Source organism: Blautia stercoris (assembly GCF_054657695.1).
Genome location: NZ_BAAHYF010000002.1, coordinates 70260 through 94785, shown reverse-complemented (window position 1 = coordinate 94785; position 24526 = coordinate 70260). Strand labels below are relative to the sequence as shown.

General features: G+C 39.0%; 17 protein-coding genes. 8 read left to right on the top strand and 9 right to left on the bottom strand.

The genetic code is table 11. The annotated features are described in order from the left end of the window. Window positions 1–30: 30 nt before the first annotated feature. From ftsH to ACYQ2D_RS10190, 6 genes are all read right to left on the bottom strand, one after another. Window positions 31–1878 (bottom strand): ATP-dependent zinc metalloprotease FtsH, encoded by a 1848-nt coding sequence (ftsH, locus tag ACYQ2D_RS10215; protein WP_187559149.1) that lies wholly within the window; start codon window positions 1876–1878, stop codon window positions 31–33. 190 nt (window positions 1879–2068) lie between these two features. After that, a complete protein-coding gene (locus ACYQ2D_RS10210; protein WP_459785374.1) occupies window positions 2069–2860 on the bottom strand; it encodes a sigma factor in 792 nt (263 codons plus the stop codon). 24 nt (window positions 2861–2884) lie between these two features. Then, complete coding sequence (locus ACYQ2D_RS10205; RefSeq protein WP_117457555.1) at window positions 2885–4207, bottom strand: sodium-dependent transporter; 1323 nt, start codon at window positions 4205–4207, stop codon at window positions 2885–2887. An 82-nt stretch (window positions 4208–4289) separates the two neighbouring features. Beyond that, a complete protein-coding gene (gene iscB, locus ACYQ2D_RS10200; protein ID WP_117457554.1) occupies window positions 4290–5645 on the bottom strand; it encodes an RNA-guided endonuclease IscB in 1356 nt (451 codons plus the stop codon). A 531-nt stretch (window positions 5646–6176) separates the two neighbouring features. Then, window positions 6177–9011, bottom strand: a complete 2835-nt coding sequence (locus tag ACYQ2D_RS10195) for a toll/interleukin-1 receptor domain-containing protein (protein ID WP_459785371.1) — start codon at window positions 9009–9011, stop codon at window positions 6177–6179. After that, window positions 8995–11766, bottom strand: a complete 2772-nt coding sequence (locus ACYQ2D_RS10190) for a hypothetical protein (protein ID WP_459785370.1) — start codon at window positions 11764–11766, stop codon at window positions 8995–8997. Before ACYQ2D_RS10190 ends, ACYQ2D_RS10195 begins: the two co-directional genes overlap by 17 nt. Before the next feature lie 146 nt (window positions 11767–11912). Between ACYQ2D_RS10190 and ACYQ2D_RS10185 the strand changes: the two genes are divergently transcribed. Next, entirely contained in the window at window positions 11913–12422 is a 510-nt protein-coding gene (locus tag ACYQ2D_RS10185; protein WP_117457551.1) for a CinA family protein, read from the top strand. 65 nt (window positions 12423–12487) lie between these two features. Here the strand turns inward: ACYQ2D_RS10185 and ACYQ2D_RS10180 are convergent, their stop codons facing one another. Then, a complete protein-coding gene (locus ACYQ2D_RS10180) occupies window positions 12488–13792 on the bottom strand; it encodes a glycoside hydrolase family 27 protein (RefSeq protein ID WP_117457598.1) in 1305 nt (434 codons plus the stop codon). A gap of 205 nt (window positions 13793–13997) precedes the next feature. After that, window positions 13998–15275, bottom strand: a complete 1278-nt coding sequence (locus tag ACYQ2D_RS10175; RefSeq protein ID WP_459786165.1) for a galactokinase — start codon at window positions 15273–15275, stop codon at window positions 13998–14000. A gap of 117 nt (window positions 15276–15392) precedes the next feature. On the opposite strand from ACYQ2D_RS10175, the gene ACYQ2D_RS10170 reads away from it, so the two are divergent. From ACYQ2D_RS10170 to ACYQ2D_RS10140, 7 genes are all read left to right on the top strand, one after another. Then, a complete protein-coding gene (locus ACYQ2D_RS10170; protein ID WP_459785369.1) occupies window positions 15393–16295 on the top strand; it encodes a helix-turn-helix transcriptional regulator in 903 nt (300 codons plus the stop codon). A gap of 166 nt (window positions 16296–16461) precedes the next feature. Then, complete coding sequence (locus ACYQ2D_RS10165) at window positions 16462–17280, top strand: methyltetrahydrofolate cobalamin methyltransferase (RefSeq protein ID WP_459785368.1); 819 nt, start codon at window positions 16462–16464, stop codon at window positions 17278–17280. Between the two features lie 62 nt (window positions 17281–17342). Then, entirely contained in the window at window positions 17343–17975 is a 633-nt protein-coding gene (locus ACYQ2D_RS10160) for a corrinoid protein (protein ID WP_117457549.1), read from the top strand. Window positions 17976–18165: 190 nt separating this feature from the next. Continuing rightward, the gene (locus ACYQ2D_RS10155; protein ID WP_459785366.1) at window positions 18166–19893 is read left to right on the top strand and encodes an ASKHA domain-containing protein; all 1728 of its coding nucleotides are present in this window, start codon (window positions 18166–18168) and stop codon (window positions 19891–19893) included. A 78-nt stretch (window positions 19894–19971) separates the two neighbouring features. Next, window positions 19972–20511: a DUF2284 domain-containing protein gene (locus ACYQ2D_RS10150; protein WP_372555640.1), complete on the top strand. Its 540-nt coding sequence runs from the start codon at window positions 19972–19974 to the stop codon at window positions 20509–20511. A 30-nt stretch (window positions 20512–20541) separates the two neighbouring features. Next, complete coding sequence (locus ACYQ2D_RS10145; protein ID WP_022302778.1) at window positions 20542–21177, top strand: cobalamin B12-binding domain-containing protein; 636 nt, start codon at window positions 20542–20544, stop codon at window positions 21175–21177. A 22-nt stretch (window positions 21178–21199) separates the two neighbouring features. Then, complete coding sequence (locus ACYQ2D_RS10140) at window positions 21200–22783, top strand: PucR family transcriptional regulator (protein WP_459785365.1); 1584 nt, start codon at window positions 21200–21202, stop codon at window positions 22781–22783. On the opposite strand, the gene ACYQ2D_RS10135 is transcribed toward ACYQ2D_RS10140, so the two are convergent. Next, on the bottom strand, window positions 22780–24312 hold the full coding sequence (locus ACYQ2D_RS10135) for a PucR family transcriptional regulator (protein ID WP_459785364.1): 1533 nt from the start codon (window positions 24310–24312) through the stop codon (window positions 22780–22782). The two genes, ACYQ2D_RS10140 and ACYQ2D_RS10135, sit on opposite strands and share 4 nt — an antisense overlap. Window positions 24313–24526: the final 214 nt, after the last annotated feature.

Below are 24526 nucleotides of genomic sequence, written 5' to 3'. Positions count from 1 at the left end.
CAAATATGTATCGCTTCTTCTCTTTGTTTTTTATTCTTCCGCTCCAATCTGCGGCATTGGCTCTGCCAGAATTTTCATAAATTCTTCACCTGTAATTGTTTCATTATCGTAAAGATATTTTGCAAGCTGATGCAGTTTTCCGATATTATCCTCAAGAATCTTATAAGCTTTTGCATGCTGGGTTTTTACCAGTTCCACAACTTTTTTATCAATCTCAGTCTGAGTTTCAAATGAGCATGCAAGGGAAGTATCCCCACCTAAGTACTGGTTCTGAACACTTTCCATTGCCACCATATCGAAATCATCACTCATACCGTAACGGGTAATCATACCTCGGGCAAGCTTTGTCGCCTGCTCAATATCATTGGACGCACCAGTTGTAATGGAATGGAAAATCAATTCTTCCGCAGCTCGTCCCCCGGTAAAGGTTGCAATCTTATTTTCGAGTTCTTCTTTTGACATCAGATAATGCTCGCCATCTTCCACCTGCATTGTATAACCAAGTGCACCGGAGGTTCTCGGAATAATCGTAATCTTATGAACCGGTGCAGAATTTGTCTGCATCGCTGCTACAAGAGCATGTCCGATTTCATGATAGGAAACAATCAATTTTTCTTTTTCTGAAAGTACACGGCTCTTCTTCTGATAACCGGCAATAACAACCTCGATACTTTCTTCCATATCAGCCTGTGTTGCAAATTTTCTTCTGTCACGCACCGCACGAAGCGCTGCCTCATTTACGATGTTGGCAAGTTCTGCACCGGACGCACCGGACGCTGCTTTTGCAATTTCTCTAAAGTCCACATTATCTGAAACTTTAATCTTTTTCGCATGTACTTTTAAAATTTCTTCACGTCCCTGCAGATCCGGAAGTTCAACAGGAATTCGTCTGTCAAAACGACCCGGACGAAGCAGTGCAGGGTCAAGTGAATCCGGACGGTTGGTTGCTGCCAGAATAACAACACCTTTTGAACCGTCGAAACCATCCATCTCTGTCAAAAGCTGGTTCAAGGTCTGCTCACGCTCATCATTTCCACTGATATTTCCGTCTCGTTTTTTACCGATGGTATCAATCTCATCGATAAATACGATACATGGGGCTTTTTCATTTGCCTGTTTAAATAAATCTCTTACCTTTGCTGCACCCATACCAACAAACATTTCAACAAACTCCGAACCCGAGATAGAGAAGAACGGCACATTTGCTTCACCGGCTACTGCCTTTGCAAGCAGGGTTTTACCGGTTCCCGGAGGGCCTACAAGAAGAGCGCCTTTTGGCATGGCAGCTCCGATTTCTCTGTATTTTTCCGGATTATGCAGGTAATCTACAATCTCTGTCAAAAGTTCTTTTGCCTCATCTTCACCTGCAACATCAGAAAATTTAATTCCTGTGGAAGATTTCACGTAAATCTTTGCATTACTCTTTCCAAATGACATTGCTCCACCGGCGCCACCGCTGATACCACTCATCATTTTCTTACTAAGCCAGTTTCCGATAAACACAAAAATCAGAATCGGCACGATATAAGACAATAATAAGCTTAAAATCGGAGAAGTTTTCTGTGGAATTTCTTCTGAGAATTTTACTCCCGCATCTTTTAAGCGTTCTACTTCCTGTGAGTCTTTGATTCGACCGGTCTTATAAACCTGCGTCTCATTTCCTTTTTTTACAGAATAGTAGATGACATCATCTTCCAGATTGACTTCTTCTACCGTTCCACTGTCGAGAGTATCCAAGAACTCATCATAAGTGGCTTCCTTGATACTTCTCTCTGCAAGGCTTGGTACTAAAAGTGTATTTAACAGCACCAACACAATAATTACGATTGCATAATAAAATATCAAGGGTTTTTTTGGCTTTTTATCTTTTATCTCCATAGCCATATCCCCTTTCTTTTTTCTTTGTAAACTACTCGGCAACCAAGTTACCAAAGCATCTAAATTAAGTAGTTCCTTAACACTTGCTATACTAACTATTACTATTATGCGCCAATTTTTACCTATTTACAATTAAGAAACCCTGTTAATTCTCTAAAAAAAAAATGAAATTTCCAGTTACTTATCTTAATTACTTATCTTCTCCGGTTAATCTTAAGATTCCCTGGATTTCTTCCAAATCCATATCCAAAAATGCAGATAACTCTTCGGCACTGTATTTATCATCATCATCATCCATGATTTCTTTGATTTTATGCTCCAGATTTCTTACTTTTTCTACTAAAATATCATCGCTCTGTTTCTGATCCGTCTGTTCCTCTAACAGCAATAAAATTGCATTTCTGATTTCACCGGATAAAAATGCAGAAATATCTTCTGCTTCCTCAAGACTTTCCAGTGCGCCAATCAAGCCGATATTTCCCTCAGAAACCATATCTCCAAGAAAAACCTCTCCGTCATGCAGCTCTTTTGCAATTTTAAGCACTTCTTTCATATATAATTCTGTTAATCTTGATTTTGCCTGTGCCTCTCCTGCTTTTGCTAATTCAAAAAGACGTTCTCTTTCGCCTTCCTCTTCCGGAAGAATCACATTTAATGTTTCAAGATAATCCTCTAAATATTCCTTCTCTTCCTGTGTCAGCTCGGTCGATTTTTTCTCTTCTTCTGCCTCCTCTGCTTCATAAGAAAACATAGAACTTTTCTTTGGCATTTCTGGCTCTGAAACTTTTTCTGCTTTCTTTTTCTCTTCATCCGTATGGATTCCCTGAATGGTCAGATAATCATATACTTTCTGAAGCTGTGTCTCATTTAAACCATCTCCCGCAAAAAAATCCTCCACTACTTCACGGCTGATTTTTCTTCCATTGTTGACTGCAAGTCTCTGTATATCCTGTAATTTCTGCTGAAATTCTTTAATTTCCATTCTAACCTAACACACTCCTTTTTCTCACCCAATTCCACCCAGTGCAATTCCAAGAATCAGCACCAGAATACAAATCGGAACATATAAATATTTGCAAACCGGATAAAACCATTTCGTAAATGCTTTTTCTCTTCCTTTATTGACCTGTTCTTCCACATATTTCTTTCCGCATACCCAGAAGAACATAATTCCTGCCAGTCCTGCTCCGAGCGGACAGATATAAATCGACAGCACATCCATCCAGTCCGATACAATTCCCTGAATCAAAAGGGAAATCACAATTCCAACTATACCTGTCAAAGTACATGCCGGTACTCTGCCAAGTTTTAATTTTTCCTGAACCGTCGCAATCGGTGCTTCGTAAAGATTAATTAAAGAGGTCATTCCTGCCAGTAAAACTGCAACAAAAAAGAGAATCGCAATCACATGCCCTCCGGGCATAGATTTCATCAGATTTGGAAGATAAATAAATAATAATCCAGGTCCTCCCTGATTTAATTTCGCACCGGTCGTTGCCATTGCCGGAATAATGACAAGTGCTGCAAGCATTGCCGCAAGAGTATCAAAAAACGCCACACGTCCCGCAGATGCCGGAATGTTTTCTTCATCCGAAAGATAAGAACCATAAATCAAAGTTCCGTTTCCAGCTACAGAAAGGGAGAAAAATGCCTGACCCAGTGCAAAAATCCATGTTTTTGGGTTTGCAAGTGCTGTTTTATCTACTCTGAAAATGTACCGATATCCGTCAGATGCTCCCTGCTGAAATAGCACATAGACTCCAAGCCCTACAAATAATGCAAAGAAAATCGGCATCATAATCTTGTTCGCTTTTTCAATTCCTGTTGCCACACCGAACATCAAAATTCCCATGCAGAGAATTAAGACTACCACCTGCCAGATATTATTTCCAAATGCAGCTGCCATTGAACCAAACTGTGCACCAAACTCATCTACACTTTCCGGTGCAAGCGTTGCTCCGGTAAGCGTACCCACAGTGTATTTTAAAATCCATCCCATAACTACAGTATAGCCGATTGCCATTGCCATTGAACCAAGTACCGGTATCATGCCAAGCAGCTCTCCGCTCTTTCTGCTTCCCTTTCTTTCCGTCGCCATTCCAAATGCATCAATCGGTCCGGAGCGTGCTGCACGTCCAAAACACATCTCTCCTATAACTCCGGTCGAACCGATCAGAATTACAAAAATAATATAGGGAATTAAAAAAGCTCCGCCTCCGTACAGGGAAACTCTGGTGGAAAACATCCATATATTCCCCATACCAACAGCCGAGCCGATGCAGGCCAAAATAAATCCCCACCTGCTGTTAAATGATTCTCGTTTCTTCATCTGTATTCTGCGCAGGAAACCCCACCCGACGAAGAAATATTTTTCGTAGTCGGGCGTGGGAGGAATGCGCACTCCTTTCTCTTTACGTAAAATCTGATTTGAAATATCCACCAGCATATTTGTGGATGCTAAGTTTTTTGATAGCAACAGATTTTTTCTGTGGCAGCAGGATTGCTCTTGCCCCATTACAGTGACATCCGGATGTCTCGAATTGTTGCCTGTTAAACACAATAATATCGTGAGGCTGGATCGAATAATGTTGTTTCCTTATTGTTCTTCTGCCAGCGGATACTTTCTGTTGTCTGTATTGATGTAGATTCTCGGAATCTTTCTTATGATTACGGTTGATTCTGCCATTGAACAGTTCCTGACCGCTTCTCTTCTTACCGTCACGACTGTCGATATACTTCGCATCGTAGAATTTCTCCAGACACCGATTGTTCCTGCGTTTCTTCTTATAGCATACTGGTCTTGAACGATGCTTCGGATGAAACTGTCCCATTACAAGAGCATCATTGACGTGCGATTTGGTGATATCAAAAGCCCTGCGCTGTTCCTTTGTCTCAGCTCCATACGTGATATGGATATTGATATCTGAAAACTTAGATTTTACCTCGTTGTACATCTTCCATCGCACGGCGGTCATGAATGTTGCACCTTTGAACGACGCAATCTTTGGTTTCCAGTTGTACAGCCTACCACCTGGCTTATGATTTGCAGGAGTATGACATCTATCGCATACTGTAGCGAGGTTGGACATACGATTTGTGCCACCTCGACTTCGGTATATTATATGATGCACGTGCAGAATTGCACCGTCTGCTATCGTTTTTCTACAGCACTGACACGTATACTTGTCACGTGCAAACACTGCTTCACGGAGCGTTGCAATACCGTATCTCTCTCCATGCTGATAATCCGTTCCCTGTGGCAGTGGTCTATTTTCTTCCAGTGCCTTCAATACCTGTGTATCAAAATTTCCCATTTCCAATGTAATGTTGGTAATCGGCATTGCATTGCAGATGCGTGAAATCGTCTGGATATGGATATCTTTCTTATGCTCCAGAGACGGTGCAATCCATCCGTCACTACGTTTTCTGTTATTGAATCGTGACTGGCGGTATCTCTTCCTACTGCGTCTCTGTCTGCGGTACATCCTGCACGCATCGTGCTTCTGCTTCTCGTCTGTTAACGTATCAATCTGCACGCCAAGATATTCGTGCTTCTCCGATTTTACAGACGTTCCAATATGAAGATACCCGGTATCCATGCAAAGTTCTACCGTCTGAACATCACCCGTCTCTCTTTCTGTCAGCTGAATCGTAAATGGATTGTATCTATATACCGTTGCCTTCTTTGACTTGAGCAGCTTACGTGCCCGATATTCGCTTGTTGGCATCAATCGCATACCTGTCTTGCTCATAACCGCAACTGACATAAGCTGCCCTCCTTACATGAAATATTTCCGGCAGAACCGGATGGCTTACGCCTTCTGTGCCGGCCACTTTGAAACCTCAAAGCAACTCGCACAGATTCTCTATCCTTTCGGCACTGGCAAGCCAGTACCGAATCAGAGTCGGTTGTCCTCATCGCCAATGTTATCCGGTAGTTTAACGCATACCACACTTCTCCTACCCTCAGAGATGTTTAATCGCATGCCGCAGAGTCTGGGACTTGAGGAGCATCCACAGAGTGCCTATTTTACCGGTAACGTAGTGTGCTGGAAGTGTTCCTGGCTATATGAAACAGTCGACTGGCTCCGCTGCACACTGAGGCTAATCAATCTGACCTTACGGTCAACGCCTTCGATAAATAAAAACGTGACTTATAAAAACATATCTGTTTTCACAAGCCCCGTCCGAGATTTATCTCGGGCGTGGGTTATTGACAAAATTTACTCGTTTTCTCCTTTACATTTTGTATCTGAATTATAACAAAATTCAGGAGAAAAGTAAATTTTGTTTGTAACTTAGTCAGTTTGGTTCTTCCACTTTGTTCCAAGTTCTTTTAATTCCTCTGCGGTGTAAAGCGGACAGAGCCAGTATTTTTCTTCCAGCCAGTTTTCCATTAATACTTTATTTTCTTTTTGAGAATAACCTGCAAACTGACCTTTGACGTCATCGCCGATTTCATAGCGGATTTCCATTTTATCCAGATTAATTAACCAGGCTCTTCTATTATGCGCCTCTGTTTCATCTTCCAATAAAATTTCATTTTGATTTTGTGTCCGCCAAACAGTAATATCTTCAGAAGTTTCGTTTTTGTTTTCTTCTGTCTCTTCCTTAAGTGTTATTTTTTCTTCCACTGTGGATAACTCTTCATTTATTTTATAAAATACTCCATCTCTTCCATACAGAAATATTTTATCGCCTATTTTATAACTCCACATAACCTCTGAAATTAATCCTTGTTTTTGCAAATCTTCTATTACTGGTTTTATTGTTTTTGATTGAGTATAATCTGGATATTTTACATTTTTATTTTGAGTTTGATATAACAGCACTTTATCTTCTTCTATTTCTTCTGCATTTTGATTTTCCAAATCCTGATAAAGATAGACTTTATTACTTCGAACGCCTATATAGTTGTTTTCATAGCTTTCACATAAATCTATTTCTTTTTCAAAGTCCTGAATTACCCATCCATACCCTTTTTCATTTTTCACGCCTTCTATTTCACGTATTCCAAGCATATATTCTTTTCCGTTTTTCAATGACACGAAAATTATTCCATTTTCTAAATATCTTATCTTAATAATCTCTGTTGGAAATGTATATTCATAAATCAATTTTCCGGTATTTAATTCTGTTAAAATAAGTTCTTGGTTTAATATTCCTAAAAAGACATCCGTATAATTATTCGTATCTTCTTTTTTAAAAATCAACGCAGATTTTTCGTCTTTGTAACAAGTATATGCATTCACTGTTATTTCAGATATTTTCTTTGCTGTCTTATAATCATAAACCCTATATTTACAGTATTCTTCATTCGTACCATAAACACTTCTTACTACAAAATAATCTCCAATTCGTTCAGCATAACGAAAGCTCTCTTTCTCTGGTGAGGTTATCCAACTCATATCATCTTTTGAATGTTCCTCTATTGTTTCCTCTAATAAAGGTGATTTATTTCTCATAATTGTTTGATTTTCTACTGCATAAGCAATAATTTTATCTGAATAATCTCCATTATCATCGTATTTTGAAATGTTTACATAACAAATATCTTCTGAGATTGACAGTATCTCATCATAAAAATACCCAAAATATTTTTCATCCTCATAATTATATATCTCTTTTTGATTGCTGTCATTCTCTTTATACACTATCAGACTATGCTTACCTGTCTCTTCCCATAATCCAGGAATTTCTTCATTCTCTTTATACTCTTGATAATCTCTTGCAAACTGTCCATCAATCTTTCGATACTCATAAGCATAGGTTTCTGAATTATAATGCCATTCTTTTTCCTTTGCATCTACTTTTTCAAATGATTCATATTCTCCAGTTTCAGAATTTACTCTCCATAAGCGTTTTTCACACGTAAGATAAAAATACGAATTTTGTGCTTCACCTTTTGTCATTATTTTTTTATATCCATATAGCATTAACTCATTTGTGCCACCACCATCTGTCATTGCATTACCGCCAGATACATTTTTTTGCAATTTTATATCTTCTAATGGTTTCTCTTTATCTAGCAACAAATCAAGATCCCAGGATGATGACTCAAACCCCATCTCAGTCTTCGTATATTTCTTCACCAGTTTTCCACTCTTTGTCTCCCACAAATAAACCCCCGTTGCATCCTGTGCCACCACATTTTTTCCACCATTTACAAATGCAACCTTCGTAATATACGAAGTCGTCTCATATTTCTGAATCGGCAAAAAGTTTTCTCTCTGAAATACTCCCAGTTTTTCTGCGGTTGCTTTCTCTGCCGAAAAAACCGACATATTATCTTCGGTATCAGGAAGTGCATCCACTGCTGTCTCAATTGCTTCTGTCACTTTTCCATCTTCCCACATATAATCCGACTGAACAGCCATACGATTGTAGTTTTCTTCCTGCAAGAGCCGTTTTTGTTCATTTAATCGGACTGCCATGATTGAACTGTAGATACCAATTCCTCCCACTACAACCGTTACACCGCCCATGACCGCAAGACTTCTGTGAATTTTTCGTTTCTGCTCCCGCTGATATAAATCATCATAACGACATCCCAGCAGCGGAGCAGCAATTCGCAAATATTCTGTTTTTAATTTCTTTAATGATTTCCTTTCGGAATCTGCAGTTATGTTTGCTGCCAGAGGCTCTACTTCAATTTTCTCCCGAATTTCTTCTCCTTCTGCATTTTTCCGGATTTCTTCCGACCAGCAGAGTTCTTCCGGAAATACATCGCCTGGATTTCCTTCAATTAAAAGTGCCAGTATGTTTTGGGTTGAATTATTATGTAACGATTTAAAATATGAAATTTCTTCCCTGCACCATTTTGACTGTGCAAGCATAGAAGAACAAATTACAATTAAATACTCTGAATTTTCTAATGCCTCACGAATATCCTGACTCAAATCAGCACTCGTCGGCAGTTCTGTTTCATCTCGAAATACTCTCCATTTTTCCTTTTTTTCAAGCTGTTTCGGAGGATGAAATGTCTCTAAATGCTTCTGTAATGTAACTGCAACTTTTCGGTCAAATGGCTGATGCCGGTAGCTGATAAAAGCTTTATATCTCCGGTTATTCTGCTCTGTCTTATTATCTGTCTTATTTTCTGTTTTCTCTCCTGTCTCAAGCTCTTTCTCCATCTTCTTTCTCTCTTTCTTTCAACCATTCTAATGCCAGAAGTCTTTTGGTATCTTTGATATTTGCCATATCATAACTGTAAAAGTCTTTATCCATTCCACATTCATTTTTTAATGCAAGTTTTAATTCTTTCTGACCCTCATAAGCACAGATACAAGGATGCAGCTTTGCCACAAACAATTGCTGTCTTTCATTTCCACATTTAACGGCAAAAACGGCATCATCTGCACTTGCAGGGAGCCAGCCACGGGACAACATCCATCTTACCCAACGGTCATGTTCCCATACCGCTATCGTCTTATATTCACTTTCTTTTACTCCTCTGCTTCGATTTGCCAGATAATTCAGCTGTTCCACCGAAGCAAATGCCTTCTCGTCCCAGATTTCCCATGCAATCGGCATAATCTGATTTCCATTAATATCCCGAAACTGGAAAATACGATACGGCATGCTAAGAGCCAGGCTATAGGAACTGTCATGATTATATTGTCTTCCATAATAGACCTTATCTTGCTGTTCTGCCTTTTCATTGCCCGCTTTGGTCTCTTCCGGGCTCAGCCCCGCAAACTGATAATGAATACACTTTGAAAGTTTTTCAAAAGTTCCTCCTGCCATCAAATCCCAGCTATAGTATGCTGAAAGATTTCCAAACGGAATAAAAGACCAGGTATTAAACCATCTGTCTCCATATATTTCTTTTTCAATTACCAGTCTTTTTGCAGTCCATGCAATCTGGTCCTTCCGACACAGAATTGCAATCGGATTTGGATTCTCCAGTGCTGTCTCATTTCTCTGTTTAATATTATTACGAACCAGAATTTCACGGATTCTTGTTGCCAGTGAAAGATTTTCTTCATCTGATTCAGTCGCTACCGCAAAATAACCATACGGAGTTTCATTCATTATGTTCTTTAAGATATCCGCTAACTGAAAAGAATGAAAATCAATATTTTCTCCTAAAACCTCCGGCAGTTCAATCTCTTCTACATCAAAATCGCTTTTTACCATTCCCGGGTATTCTGCCTTTATTTTACGAACAAATTCTTCGCCTTTCTCATCTAACACCGTAATCTTACATAAAATCGCATTTTCACGAAATCCCATCATCCAGAATGCTTCACGAACCAGCCATTTCGCAACTTTCGATGTTCCCAAAATAATAAAATGCAGGATTGGTCTGTCTTCTTTTAATTTTTTTGCACTTTCCTTTAAATCCACCGCACGAACCGGATAAAACAAAGGGTGATGAGATAGCAGCTGTTGTGCTGCTGTTTTATCATCATCAATTATAAAAACAGGAATCGTATACTCCGGAAGACCACTTAATGCTGTATCAATCAGAGCACGGGCGATTTCTGAATCATTTCGGATAAAAATTTCTATATTCAGTTCTTTGGTCTCTGGTTTTTCATCTTTTATTAACTGTAATAATTCAAATAAATCTTCTATATTTTTTTCAAAATCATCATCCAAAAATAAAAAACGTTTTGCCGTTTTTTCATGAATTTTCATTTGCATTACCGTCAGATCAAACTCTGCAAGCCATCTCTCCCAGCTTTCCGGGATCGTCTTTTCGAATATTTTGGCATATTTATTCTTTGTATTTGAATAGCATCGTCCCACTGTGGCAGTTTCCGCCCGCATAACCTGGGGTATAATCCGACTCTCATTATTTACTTTCCACTCTTCCTGCGCCAGATAAAATCCACAGTTATTACTGATTTTCAGATAATAATCTGCAGTTTCATTTGTTGAAGATTGATATTTTCCTGCACGAATATATTTATATAATACAAATGCTGCCTCTCCACGATAACTTTTTTCTACTGCAGGTGTTAAATATAGAATTTTCTCACAGCCTTTGCAGCATCTCATCACATCTTCTCCATCAGATGCCGGATTTTGATAAATGATTCGTATTTTCTCTAACATAGCTTCAGCATCTGCATTATTTTTCCAAAGTTTTGCCGGTTCATAAGAAAACTTAACTGCCTCTTTTAAAAATGCATTACCTGCTTTCTTATCTTTTAACTGATAAGCCCGTCTTGCAAGCAGATAATTGGCTTTTCCTTTCTCGTATGGATTGTTTAATGCAATCCCCAGACACTCTTTTAGTTCTTCCAGTGAGCCTTCTTCCTTATGAAGCATTTCCTGAGCTGCTTTTATCGCATCCGATTCTTCCTCTTCTTCCACAAGCTTCGGCAGAAATAAACTATGAAGTTTTAAATCCTGTTCCGAAAATTTCGTATTTTCCATTCCAAAACTGCATAACGTAGATGCAATAATCGAAAATACTGCAAGAATCTGTGCATATTCCTGTTTATCATAAAGCTGAAATAATCTTTCCTTGATAAACAATTCATCTCTTTCTTCCTCAATTTTATCAATCAGACGATAAACTGCTTTCGCAACTTTATTTTCCTGCGTCTCTGTACATGCAGGTACTAATCGTTTCCAGTTTTCTGCGAATTCCTGAAGCATTGGATTTTCTTCAAAATTATAATCCTCATGCGCCTCATTTTTTAACTGAATCAGATAATCACTCGCATCCAGAAAACGTTTTTTTGCATCAATAGTCGCACGGCAGACTAAAGAAACATATTTTCCCTGAACTTTCCCACTTCTTACAAACATTTTTTGATATAAACCATCCGGAAAAATTTCTTTTATAAATGTTTTCTGGTCTGACTCATTTTTTGTAAATTTGACATAAATATCTTCGTATAATTGCTTCCAAGTAATTTCTATCTTCCACACAGCAAATCCCCCTGAATTATTTTATGGCTTTATTATACCTCATTCAATGCACAATATCTTGCATTTATCTTATAATTCTACTCTTTTTTCTTTCGATATTAAGGTATAATAAAAACAGATTAAAATTCAAAAGGGGGAAATTCACCATGACAAAACACTACATAGAATCCGATATTCGAAATAATTACCGTGCCTTAACCAAATGTTTAATTGAAAAACACTTAAGCATCACCACAATGGAAAGTGCAACTTCCGGTCAGATTGCCTCTTTAATTACTGATACGGAAGGGGCTTCTGCCATTTTAAAAGGGGCTTTTATCACCTACTCAAACGAAGCCAAAATTATGCAGGGTGTTCCGGCTGAAATTATTGACACTTACTCCGTCTATTCAAAAGAAACCGCCGAAGCAATGGCATGTGCCTGTGCAAAAGCTTATCTTGCCGATATTGGAATCGGTGTAACCGGCACAATGGGAAATATTGACCCAGCCAATCCGAATGCTTCTGTTCCGGGTCAGGTCTATTTTGCAATTAAAATTCATAATACCGTTTCATCTTACTATGTTGAATTAGCACCACAACCGACCAGACTCGCCTATAAACTTGCTGTAGCAAAAGAAGTATATGATAAATTAATCGAAATACTGGAAAGTTAAAGTCAAACAGGCAGTGTCCATCCCTTTAGACACTGCCTGATTTTCTGCCTCTTCCAAAATTTTTTCTATTTACTCAACCGATATAATTTCGCCCCATGGGATTCCACTTCTACAACCAGTTTTCCTTCTATTTCACCTAACTCTTTTTTCTCCCACAAATCTCGCATTTTATAACTTCCACTTAAATCTAATGCCCGAAAATCAACCGCAAAGTTTTCACTCCAGTTGGTTGTATTAAAGACTGCAAGGTAAACATTTCCGTCTTCATCGTCTGCCTGCCAGACAATCATATCCCCCTGACGGATTGCCTGGTGTGCATTACGGCTTTTCTTTAACAATGCCAAAACTTCTTCGTTGGTTAAAAGTGATTTTGTCCACTCATCCATATCGGTCAATTCACAACCAATCATAAGCGGAGAACGGAAAATATTCCATAAGGTAAGCATGGTTCTCTGCTCTGCTTTTGAAAGTCTTGTCCATCTGTCACTTAAACCATGTTCGCATCCCCGAATTGAGATATGGCCAATCGGAAACATATCACAGTCTGGGAAACAGCCTTCCGATACATAAGGAGCCCAGTTATTACAGCGGTCAAACATTTCCATAATGTTTTCCCAGCAGTCCCAGAAATCATTTGTGATTCTCCACAGATTTGCATATTTTCTTAAATGTTCTGCCTGCTCTACCATTGCCGGTCCAGGAGAAAGACTTAAGACGATCGGACGTCCACATTTTTCAATCGCCCGATGAATCATTTCAATTTCATTTCCGCCATACTCCAATGTGCTTTCATCTCCAGGTCTGCCATATTTTACGCAGATATCATCCACTTTAATATAATCTACACCCCATGAAGCGTACAATTCTAAAATAGAATCATAATATTCCTGTGCTCCGGGCTGGGTCGAATCTAATCCATACATATCGGAATTCCAACAGCAGATAGAAGCCGGATGTGTCACCTGACGTGCTGTATAAGAAGTTCCCTTAATTGTCACATTTGCAGAAACTGCCTGACGCGGAATCCCCCTCATGATATGAATTCCAAACTTCAAACCTTTTTCATGCACATAATCCGCAATCTCTTTAAATCCTTTTCCCCCTTTTGCGGATGGGAAACGATTCTCCGCCGGAATCAGTCTGCCATATTCATCCATACATAAATCAGCAAACTTATGATAATGACTGGAATCCGCAGTCGGCTCATACCACTGGATATCACATACAACATATTCCCAGCCATACTGTTTTAAATGCTCTGCCATATAATCTGCATTCTGTTTCAATTCTTTTTCTGTTACCGATGCCCCATAGCAGTCCCAGCTGTTCCAGCCCATCGGCGGATTTTTCGCAAAATCGTTTTTGTTCATATCCATTCGTTCCTCCCATACAAATTTTTGCTATTTTTATTATACCTTTTCCACATTTTGTCCACAATAAAAAAGACTTTTCCCCATACAAGTTTTTTTGTTGTGGATAATGTGTTTATAGAACACAATTTCTTTTCAGACCCAAAATTAAAAACGGGACACCTGACCTAAGCCAAGTATCCCATCTTTTTCATCCTTTAGAATATTACATCTCCAAATGCACTGCACCAGTCTGGCGAATCTGCATCACATAAATATTTTCTTCTCCCATATAAGGAGTCATCATCTCCACATATTTCGGTGTTAAATCTTTTGGAAGTACTGCTGCAATGACACCGGCAAATCCACCGCCATGCACTCGGCAGTATCCTCTTCCTTCTTCTTCGATAAATAATTCGGTCAGCGCAAGTGCAACCGGAACTGCCTGTTCTGTCTCATCTTTTGTTGCAAAGCAGTTCTGTAACCATTTCCAGGAGGAATTTCCTGATTTTGTAATGCAGCTTAAGAAGGTTGCATAATCTTCTTCTTTGATTGCTTTTACTGCAGTATCTACTCTTTTTTGTTCTGCAAAGAAATGCAGGGCACGCATTACTGCACGGTCACCGGCTTCTTCTCTTACTTTATTAAGATTTGCCATAAATTCTTTTTCGTCCACATCCGCAAGCACTTCTTTTCCAAATACCTTTGCGGCACGTTTCATTTCAACCGGCACTGCGGAATATTCTTCACTTAAGTCTGCATGACCTTTTCCTGTATTTACAATAATTAAGTCATATCCTAACTTATCATAACCGAATTCCACTTTTTCTACTTTTGGCATTTCCTCTTTGAAATCAATCGCAATGACTCCGCCTACTGCACATGCCATCTGGTCTAACAGTCCGGACTGTTTTAACCAATATTCATGTTCTGCATACTGTCCGATTTTCGCATATTCAACATAATCAATTTTTCCTTCATTGCTGAAGTAGTTCATGATTGCGCAAATCAGCATTTCAAAAGACGCAGATGAACTGACACCGGCTGCACCGATTACCTCTGTTGTGATATAAGCATCAAATCCTTCTACTTTGTATCCTTTTTTTATGGCACATTCAAACATACCGATTAATAAAGATAAGGTTCCTTTGCATTTACATTCAGAATCCAGATTTTCCAAATCAATGGTAATTGCTTTGTATCCCTCACTGATTACATGAACCAGAGAAGTTCCGTTTTTTCTTGCTGCTGCAATGGTATCCATTGCAATGCTTGCAGTTAATACTTTTCCATGATTATGGTCGGTATGATTTCCAAGAATCTCGGTTCTTCCCGGTGCACTGAAGAAATCCACTTCTCCCTCGCCAAAACATTCTTTAAATTTTGTTGCCAGATGTTCATATCTTGCCTGTTCCTTCGCTAAGTTTTCTTCTCCATAAACACTGCTCAGTACGCTTACTTCTTTTTCTGATTCAAACATTCCCATTTTTTTACCTTCCTTTATTGTATTTTTCTTTTCTTTACGTTCACACTTGTAAGTTTTGTTACTTGTATTATAATGGAGTTATAGACACTAATACAAGGAATATCATGGGGATTATATGGAGGATATTGAGATTTTATGCAAATACAGACGAATCGAAACCAGAGGGAATTAAAAAGCCATGGAGATGTTTCTTTCCCGATTCTGGTCAGCCATGAGAGCATCACATCTTATGAGTTAAATACCTTTTCCTGGCACTGGCATCCTGAAATCGAATTAACATTAATTGAAGAGGGCGAAATGATGTATCAGATTAACGGACATGAAATGCATGTCCAAAAAGGAGACCTACTGTTTTCCAACTGCAATGCTCTGCACAGCGGTCACTCCATTGACGGAAGAGCCTGCTACTACTGGAGTATTACTTTTGATTCAAAATTAATTTATGGATTTGAAAACAGTCTGATTCAGACCAAATATGTCGATGCCGTTGTAAGTGCAAAAGAATTTTCCTCTCTTTTATTTGATGGCAGTGAATCCTGGCATCACGATTTAAAAGAACTGGTCTGTGAATTAATCTCCCTTTTCTCCGATAAATCCGATTTTTATGAAATCAAAATTCAAATGCAGCTTACAAAAATCTGGCTGATGCTCCTCGAACACAGAACCTCATTTTCTTTAAATGAAAATGCTCTGAATCCGAAAACATCAGCCAGATTAAAAGCCATCTTAAGTTTTATTCACGAAAATTTTGAAAAGAAAATCTCTCTCGATGATATTGCCAACTCAGTTCATTTATGTAAAAGCGAATGTTGCCGTTTTTTTAAAAAACACATGCAGGAATCACTTTTTGATTATCTTCTGCGTTACCGAATTGAACAAAGCATTCCTTATCTTAGAAACCCTGAATTTTCCATCACTGAAACTGCACTTTGCTGTGGCTTTAGTGATGCCGGATATTATTCCCGCATGTTCAAACGCTATACCGGAATGTCCCCAAGAGATTACCGGATTGGTCTGTTTCCGGATTACGACAGGTAACCCCTCATATGTCATTATTTTCTTTCCTACACTTTGTAGGAAAACTTTGAATTTTTCCCCACTTTCTGCGGCTTGTTATTTCTCTCTACCCTGCTAAAATAATAAATATAAAAAGCAGGAAACGAAAGGGAAATCCTTAATTATATTGTTTCAGGAGGTGTTTCATTTGATTATTATTGGGGAAAAAATCAATGGTTCCATTCCATCTGTAGCAAAGGCAATCGCAGAACGTGATTCCGAATTTATCAAAGAACGCGCAAGAAAACAGGCTGCTGCAAATGCCACATATATTGATTGTTGTGCATCTGTTCCGGAAGCCGAAGAAGTAGAAACTTTAAAATGGATGATTGACTGCATCCAGGAAGTAACCGATTTACCGATTTCTGTTGATAGTCCAAGCGCTGACGTTTTAACGCAGGCATATAAATTCTGCAAACGTCCCGGAATCTTTAATTCTGTATCCGGAGAGGGCGATAAAATTGACAAAATCTTTCCTCTTATGGCACAGGAAGAAAACAAAGACTGGCAAGTTATCGCACTGTTAAGTGATGATACCGGTATCCCAAAATGTGCAGCCGACCGTCTTCGTGTCTTTGACAAAATCATGGCAAAAGCCAAAGAGTATAATATCAATCCGAGCCGAATTCATATCGACCCGTTAGTTGAAATGCTTTGTACTTCGGAAGACGGAATTGCAATGAATATCGAAGTCATACAAACTGTCCGAAAACAGTATTCATCGATTCATATTACAGCAGCTGTCAGCAACATTTCTTTTAATCTTCCGGTTCGTAAACTGATTAACTACGGATTTTTAATTCTTGCAATGAATGCAGGTCTCGACAGTGCAATTATGGACCCGACAAACCGCGATATGTTAGGTCTTACCTATGCAACAGAAGCATTACTTGGTGAAGATGAATTTTGTATGGAATACATCGGAGCGTACAGAGAAGGCTTAATTGGTCCATTACCAAAGGCTTAACTTTAAACATTTGAAAATATATTGGAAAATTAATTCAATCGAAATAATAGGGAGGTATCACTATGAGTAAACTTCAAGATGTTGAAAATGCAGTTGTTTCCGGAAAATCTAAATTAGTTGCAGGTCTTGTTCAGGAAGCCTTAGACGAAGGATGTTCCGCTCCTGATATTTTAAATGGAATGATTAATGCAATGGGTATCGTCGGTGAACGTTTCAAAAAAAATGAAATCTTTGTACCTGAAATGCTTGTCGCAGCCCGTGCAATGAAAAAAGGCGTCGATGTATTAAAACCTCATCTTGCTTCCGGAAGCGCTGGTGTTTGTGGAAAAGCAATTATTGGAACTGTTGCCGGTGACCTTCATGATATCGGAAAAAATCTGGTTGCCATGATGATTGAAAGTGCTGGATTTGAAGTCATTGACCTCGGAGTTGACGTTCCGGTTGAAAAATTCATCGAAACCGTTAAAGCAAATCCAGATGTTAAAATTGTCGGATGTTCTGCACTTCTTACCACAACCATGCCTGCATTAAAATCTACAGTAGAAGCCTTAAATGCAGAAGACTTCCGCTCTCACATTAAAGTTATGGTTGGAGGTGCTCCTATCACTCAGGAATTTGCAAATGAAATCGGCGCAGATGCTTACACACCGGATGCTGCAAGTGCTGCACAGAAGGCAAAAGAACTGGTAGCTTAATTTCTATTTGATGTTTGTCATTTTTAATCCTTACACTTTACCAAAAGAGGCTATGTACTTTCATGGCCTCTTTTTCTACTTTTACTGCCTAGATAGATTTACTGTTTTTTTAATTTCTGCTATAATTGATACAAAATGCACGACAATTTCAACCTTATTTATTATTTTGACATTTATTGGGGGAATTTTATTGAAACTTTTTAACATTCACTTTATCAATGAAAATCAAGTAATCCAGGTACCAGAAAATACAACCCTGTTAGAAGCTGAAATCAAAGCAGGACTTATACCGGATGCCCCCTGCGGAGGTCAGGGCACTTGCGGAAAATGTCTGGTTCAAATAAGAGTTCAGGAAAAATCCGAACTTGTAAAAGCCTGCCAGACAAAAGTTCATTCAGACATAGAAATAGAAACTCTGAAACATACTTCAAAGCATGCCATTCTCCATGAAGGTTTTTCCCGTCCGGTTCTTTTAAAACCTGCCCTCTCCTGTCATGCAATCAAATTAGAAAAAGCAAAACCCGGAGAAAATGCTTCTGACTGGCAGCGCCTTACTACTGCACTCACAAAGGTTTCCGGAACTGACATGAGATACCTTGAACCTGACTTGACCTTTGTTTCACAAATTTATACGTTGCAAAAAGAGAAGATTTATGCCGTAACCCTTAAGAACCATCTGCTTGATTTAAAAAATGCTCCTGTCATTCCTTATGGTGCAGCTTTTGATATTGGAACTACAACCGTGGTCGGCTATCTTATTAATCTGACCACGGGAAAAGTGTGCGCTGTTGCAAGCACCATGAATCCACAGGTTCAATTCGGTGCGGATGTTATCATGCGTGCAAACTATGCATTAGAACACGGAACCAAAGAATTAAGCAGTTGTATCCAGACTGCCATTAACAAACTGATTGGACAGCTTACAAAAGAAGCAGAGATTGAACGAAATCTTATTTATCAGGTCATCATTGCCGGAAATACCTGTATGCACCATCTATTTCTTGGAATTTCTCCGGCATCTCTGGTTCATGCACCATACAATCCGGCAGTCAGTCAGATGCTTGATTTAAAAGCCTCTGATTTTTCTCTTTCTATTCATCCAAACGGACGCCTTATCATGTTACCGGATATTGCAGGATTTGTGGGAGCTGACACCATCGGCTGTCTGCTCTGTACCCGCCCGGACTTAAAAGAAGAAATCACACTCACCATAGACATTGGAACCAATGGTGAAATGGTTCTTGGAAATGAAGAACGCCTTGTCACCTGTTCTACTGCTGCCGGACCTGCTTTTGAAGGTGCTAAAATTGAGTGCGGCATGCGTGGCGCTGCTGGTGCCGTTGACCATGTACACTTTGAAAACGGTGATTTGAAATACACGACAATTGAAAATGAAAAACCGCTCGGTCTCTGTGGTTCCGGATTGATTGATTTGACTGCAGAACTGTTAAAGAATCATCTAATTGATTCTTCCGGAAAATTCATCCAGTCCAAATCTTCTTTTACTTTAATTGAACCAGATGAAAGCCGGAATTTTAACGGTGTCTATCTGACCCAGAAAGATATCCGCGAAGTACAGCTTGCAAAGGCTGCCATTGCAGCCGGAATTGAAAGTCTGGAACAGGAACTTGGAATCACCGAAGACCAGATTTCCAAAGTATACATAGCCGGAGCCTTTGGAAATTATATGAATCCACAAAGTGCCTGTGAAATCGGAATGATTCCATTTCACTTAAAAGATAAAATCGTTCCAGTTGGAAATGCTGCAGGAGAAGGTGCAAAAATCGCATTGATTAACGAAGAGGAACTTTTATACGCAGACAAACTTGCTAAAAAGATTTCATTCGTTGAACTTGCCGCATCGGAAGATTTTCAGGACTGCTTTGTCGATAATCTGGAATTTCCTGATTTTTCTTAACACATATATGCTCTCGGAATCTTTATCTTTGCCGATAAGACTCCGAGAGTACATAAATCGAATAGAGGTGTATCTCTCATGATTAATTACAAAGAATTAGAAGATATCGGTCACAAAACGGGATTTACCCACATTGTACCCCTTGACTGTAAGACCATTGAACTTTTACCTGAAGTCCGCCAGATGTGTCAGGCTGATACCTGTCACATGTATGAGAAAAACTGGAGCTGTCCGCCCGGATGCGGAAGTTTAGAGGAATGTCGTCAAATTATCGGGCGCTACACCCACGGAATTATTGTTCAGACAGTCGGGGACTTAGAAGACGAGCTTGATGGTGAAGGCATGATGGAAACTGAACATCAGCATAAATCTCATTTTTATGAAATGGAAAAAATATTAAGGCAGGTCTGGCCGGATATGCTCGCTGTCGGAGCCGGATGCTGTACGAAATGCAAGACCTGCACCTATCCGGATGCTCCCTGCCGTTTTCCGGGAAAATCATTTTCTTCCATGGAAGCCTACGGCATGCTTGTCACTCAGATTTGCGAGAGAAATCACTTAAAATATTATTATGGACCCTGCACCATCGCTTACACCAGCTGTTATCTGCTAGAGTGAACTTAATACACAAACACAGGAGGAATTTTTATGACTACACTTGAACTGCTAAAAGAGGCCATCGAAGTCGGACATCCCCGTGATGCACAGGCTCTTGTCTACCAATGTCTCGAAGAGGGCCTCTCCTCCTCGGAAATCATTGACCAGGCAATGATTCCGGCAATGAAATCAGCCGGAGAATACTACAAAAATAATGATGCTGATATCCCGCGGATTTTATCTGCTGCCAGAAGTGTGAGAAAAGCCTATGATATTTTGCAGGAAAAATTCGGTTCTCTGGAGGATGAATCGCTTGGAACCATTATTCTTGGAACTGTAGAAGGAGATTTACACGATGTTGGCAAAAATCTGGTTGCTTTGATGTTTCGAAGTGCCGGATTCAAAGTAATAGACCTTGGCGTCGATATTTCCGAAAAACAATTTTTAAAAGCCGTAAAAGAAAATCCGGATGCCTCTATCGTCTGCATTTCTTCTCTGCTTACCACTGCACTGCCTGAAATGCAACAGGTCGTAAAATCATTAAGAAAACATGACCCAAAACATAAACTAAAAATTATGGTTGGCGGCGGCGCTGTAACCGAAGAACTTGCAAAACAATTTGGAGCTGACGCATATAGCGACAGTGCCATAGAAGCTGCCGAAAAAGCAAAAACTTTTATTATTTAACAAGCAACGGAGCTTAAATTTTATGAAATTATCTACTGAACTTCTTTTTGAAAAATTACAGACCGAATTTACAATAACCGCTTACGGAAATTTATCAAGTGCGGATGGATTTTTGCGCCCTTTTTTATATGATTCCAAACCGCTTATCGATTCCCGACCGATTTATGAACCCCTCGATAAATCCAAGGGAATCACCCCGGGTCATGTCTGCCTTGCCCACGGAAAACGCTTAGAAGAATTTATTCCTCATATTTTTGAAGAACATTTTTTAGTTTTAACCGGTACCAGGGGCGACGTTCAAAAACTTTCCTCTGCTGTCTTTCCTTATGTCGTTCTTTCTGAAAATACATCTTTAAGCAGTGTTTTAAATTTTCTGCAGGACATCTTTGATTTTTATGATGACTGGAGTAACGAATTAAATACTTTTTTATTAAAAAATGATGATATTACTCTGCTTCTTCACAATGCTCTCAAAATTTTTCAAAATCCACTTTCTGTAATCAGCGTGGATTTTTCCCTGATTGCCGAGACCGGAGAAGAAAAAATCCCGGAAAAATCCAGAATTTTTTCAGATAAAGAACCAAATATTGATTACATCAATGCGCTTACACAGGACGAGACCTATCAGTCTTTCTGTAACAGTCCGACTCCGTTTTTCTTTCCAGGATATATCACAGGAATTTCTACTCTCACCATGAACATTTTTCAAAATGGAGTTCCTACCCACCGGCTTATCCTCTATGAAGCACAAAAACCCATTACCAGGGGCGAATATTGTCTGCTCTCCCATCTTGCCGGTTATGTTGAATATCTGCTCTATCATCAACATATTCCGATTTCCGGACAAGCAAATGATTTGCATCGTATTCTTCAGACAACACTTTCTGATAGAAGTGCAGACTATCTCGATATCAGTCATCAGCTTTCTTCTCTTGGCTGGAACACCCGGCATGAATATCTCTGCCTTGTCTATCAGACCACCTATCTGGATCAGAAAAATATGACTACACGCGCCATTTGTAACTACATGGAAAATCATTTTCCGGACTGCTCTTCTTTTTTATTCAAAGATGAAATCGTCACATTTTTTAATCTTTCACTTTTACATGCAGGCAGTGATGAAATTGCTTCAAAACTGACTTATTTTATCCGAGACAGTTTCTTAAAAGCCGGATACAGCCGTGCCATGACCGGACACATGAATCTAAGACGTCAGTATGTACAGGCGAAAACAGCACTTGATGTCGGCAGTCGAAAAAAACCTTATGTATGGATTCATCATTTTAACAATATCGCTCTCCCTTATATTTTAGAGCAATGTACCCGCCGACTTCCCGCTTCTATGATTTGCTATGAAAATCTGTTAAAACTCCAGGCACTTGACCAGAAACAAAACTCGGAATATGTGCTGACTTTAAAAATCTATCTCGAACAAAATTTAAATGCCACGCAGACTGCAAATGAACTTTTTATCCACAGAAGTACGTTTCTCTACCGGCTTGAGAAAATAAAATCTATTTTAGATTCTAATTTAGACGACCCCGACGAGATTTTTTACCTGAATCTCTCTCTTCGTCTGCTCGAACAGGAAGCAGAAAAAAATTAATGATCCAGATACTTTTTTTCTTCTCTTCGATAAACCGAGAGTTCCACATACAGCCTGGATGCAAAATCATCCAGGTCTAATTTTGTCAGCTCCTTGATTCGTTCTAACCGATTCAAAAATGTGCTCCTGTGAATAAACAGTTCTTTTGCCGTATGAGCCGCATTATAACGACATTTCACATAACATTCCAATGTCTTATAATACTGTGTCCCCATCTGTCTGTCATGCTCCATCAGCTTTTGCAGTGCCAGGGAATCTACTTCTTCCGAAAGAAATTCCTCCGCTCCATGCATCATCAGATACATCAATGCATACTCATCAAACCGATAATTCCACTGTTCCGGATTTCTCTTCATCCCCAGTTCAAATCCTATCTCCGTCTGTCTGACCGCAGACATAAAGCGTTCTGTCTTGGTAAATTCACGGCTCGATGCGGCAGTCAGCAGATTCTCTCTCAAAAAATAAGCAAGGTCTGACTGAAAATCCACCATTGGACTTCTTGAAGTATTTAACAAAACATACAGACCTCTATCTGCAATCACACAGCATGTATCTTTCCATCTGCGTTCCATTTCCGGACAAAGATAACGTTCAAATAATTCCCTGTCTCGTCTGCATTTAGAACGAAGCTCAATCAAACAGAAATGTTCCCCTTTTTTCCATCCAACATTTTCAAATGCAACGTCCCACTTCTTCTCCGGACAGCTTTTTCCATCCAGACATTGTTTCATCACCCGATGTAATTCATCCATTGACACATCCGATTGATTAAAAGAACCATAACGTGCATACATTTTTTCTACATAATCTGCAAGCAGTTCCAATAAATCCTTATGATAATCGTTTTTCAGTGGAAAACTCGAGGAAAGTGCCGTAAGTTTTCCTACATAAGTCCCTTCAAAAAAAATATTTTTACATAAATAAGTTCCCTGTTCTAAACTATAACTATATACACCTTTTAATTTAATGGTGTTTTCGTAAGAAAAATCGCAGATAAATTCACTGACAAATTTTAAATCCAACGCATTTTGAGAATTTTTGAATGGTACAAAATATCCATCTCTATCCACGGCTGCAACATAAGCAAACTTCTCATCTGTCAGTGCCACCGGTGTTTCAAAAATCTTTTCGCAGCAACTCATCAAGTGTGTAAAATCAAGATTTTCCATAAACACATCTATAACCGATTTTTCAAACTTTTCAAAATAAAAAAAGATTTCCTGAAGCCGGTTGAAAACTTCCTCTCTTTCCACTTCTTTATCCAGTATGATTAAATCTCTATCTGTCCTGCAAAATATAGTGTCTACCTCTCCAAAACAGATAAAAACACAATCTTTTAAAGCGGGAGAGTCCAACGTGATTTTCTCAAGTTTTTCATTTTCCACTAACACGATATGCCCTGAAAGATTCTCCCCTTTCCTGTAATAAAGTGGCTTTTCTACAAGAATTTTCTTTGGATTACAGGAAATTCTGCGAATCAAAAATAACTTTTTCAGATGATAATAAATTTCGTTAAATGTAAGCTTCATAGTACATTTCCTCCATACTACAAAGTGTAGTGTCACACCCTCTAAAAGTCAATTATTTCATCGGATTTACGATTTCATAAATTCCTGCTATGATAAAACTATCTTAAGAGAACGAAGTCAAGCGGATATTCGCAATCCGCTTTCGCTACTTGCTCATAACCAAATAGCTGCTACGCAGCTTATCAGAAGGGGCTTGCCCCCTCCTGATACAAGC